Source organism: Oleiphilus sp. HI0079, from assembly GCF_001635105.1.
This window is the reverse complement of record NZ_LWFT01000952.1, coordinates 1-1,420: the sequence shown is the minus strand read 5'-3', so window position 1 is coordinate 1,420 and position 1,420 is coordinate 1. Positions and strand designations below refer to the sequence as shown.

Genomic DNA, 1,420 nt, shown 5'->3' with positions numbered 1-1,420 from the left:
CCAAGGTGACTCAGAGTTGCTCCCCTCCCTAAAACAGACGAGCGAAGCCTTACATTATTCGGAACGAACACTCATTAGAAAGCTACAGCAACTAGAAACCTCTTACAAAGAGATACTCGAGGCCGAGAGACGATCATTTGCCGACAAGCTTTTAAGAGATGCGAGATACACCATTTTTGAAATCGCAGATATTCTAGGGTACAAAGAGTCCGCCAGTTTTTGCCGTGCGTTTAAAAACTGGTTTGGGCAGAGCCCTTCAGCCTATCGCCGTAGCCCTCGGGCATAACCCCCCTTCGGTTCACTGAGAAAATCGCTTATCAACATCGACTATGATGTCGATGACAACAGCATCTCAATGTGTGGAATGCCGTCTTCGTCATATTCGTCCGAGACCTGCTCATATCCAAACTGACTATAAAAGCGCTTCAGATGAGCCTGAGCAGAGATGCGATTGCCCATGCCTGGGTATAATTTTTGTGCATCCTCCAGCACATGCTCCATGAGTAGAACGCCAAGACCCGTCGCTCTAGCATGACGCGCAACAACGACTCTGCCAACCGCGGGCTCTGCAAATTTAAGCCCGGGCGGCACTAGGCGCGCATAAGCGAGAATGGCGCCACTTTGATCACGACAAAAAACGTGTAATGCATCGTCATCTTTGGTATCGATATCCGGATAAATGCAGTCCTGCTCGATCACAAACACATCCTGACGCAGCATCAAAATTCGATGCATCTCGTGCGCGCTCATCTCTGTAAAAGGCTTACTAAACCAAGTAATCGCGTTTTTATTCATCAAATCGTCTTTTAATTGTTTACCCGCATGAAGATTGTGGAATAATACATCTCTAAAGGCGTGCACTAAACGATAATCATAACTTTGAGCCACGTTGTACATCATGAAGTTAAAAGCATTTCTCAAAAAAACACTCGTTTCATCCGAATTGGATCAGAAACTCGATCGCATCAAAAATCCTGTTGGGTCTCTAGGTTACGATCCTTGGGGCCTCAACACAGATACCAACAAAATTATGTTCTCCCTATTTTCGACCATTTACGACAAGTACTTTCGTGTCGAAACACATGGCATCGAACATATTCCTAGTAGTGGTCCGGTGTTGATCGTGGCGAACCATAGTGGACAGTTGCCTATCGATGGAACGCTCATTGGCTATGCTGTGGCAAACCGGGAGCATGCTCCGCGCTATCCACGAGCAATGATAGAGCGATTTTTTCCTACTGTTCCTTATGTTGGCAATGTACTCAATCAGTTAGGCGCAGTGCTTGGAGACCCAACCAACTGTGCCAAAATGCTAGATAATGGCGAGGCCGTTATCGTCTTTCCGGAAGGTATTAGAGGCTCTGGTAAACCCTATAGCAAACGTTATGAATTGCAGCGATTTGGCAATGGCTTTGTACGA

At 46.3% G+C, this 1,420-nt stretch carries 3 protein-coding genes; 2 read left to right on the top strand and 1 reads right to left on the bottom strand.

From position 1 onward, the window contains the following. On the top strand, window positions 1-286 hold a 286-nt coding region (locus A3750_RS17445; RefSeq protein WP_231871863.1), incomplete at its 5' end, for a helix-turn-helix transcriptional regulator. A gap of 41 nt (window positions 287-327) precedes the next feature. On the opposite strand, the gene A3750_RS17440 is transcribed toward A3750_RS17445, so the two are convergent. Then, on the bottom strand, window positions 328-921 hold the full coding sequence (locus A3750_RS17440) for a GNAT family N-acetyltransferase (protein WP_231871851.1): 594 nt from the start codon (window positions 919-921) through the stop codon (window positions 328-330). Between A3750_RS17440 and A3750_RS17435 the strand changes: the two genes are divergently transcribed. Beyond that, a partial coding sequence (locus A3750_RS17435; protein ID WP_197475115.1) for a 1-acyl-sn-glycerol-3-phosphate acyltransferase occupies window positions 899-1,420 on the top strand: 522 nt, incomplete at its 3' end. The genes A3750_RS17440 and A3750_RS17435 overlap by 23 nt on opposite strands.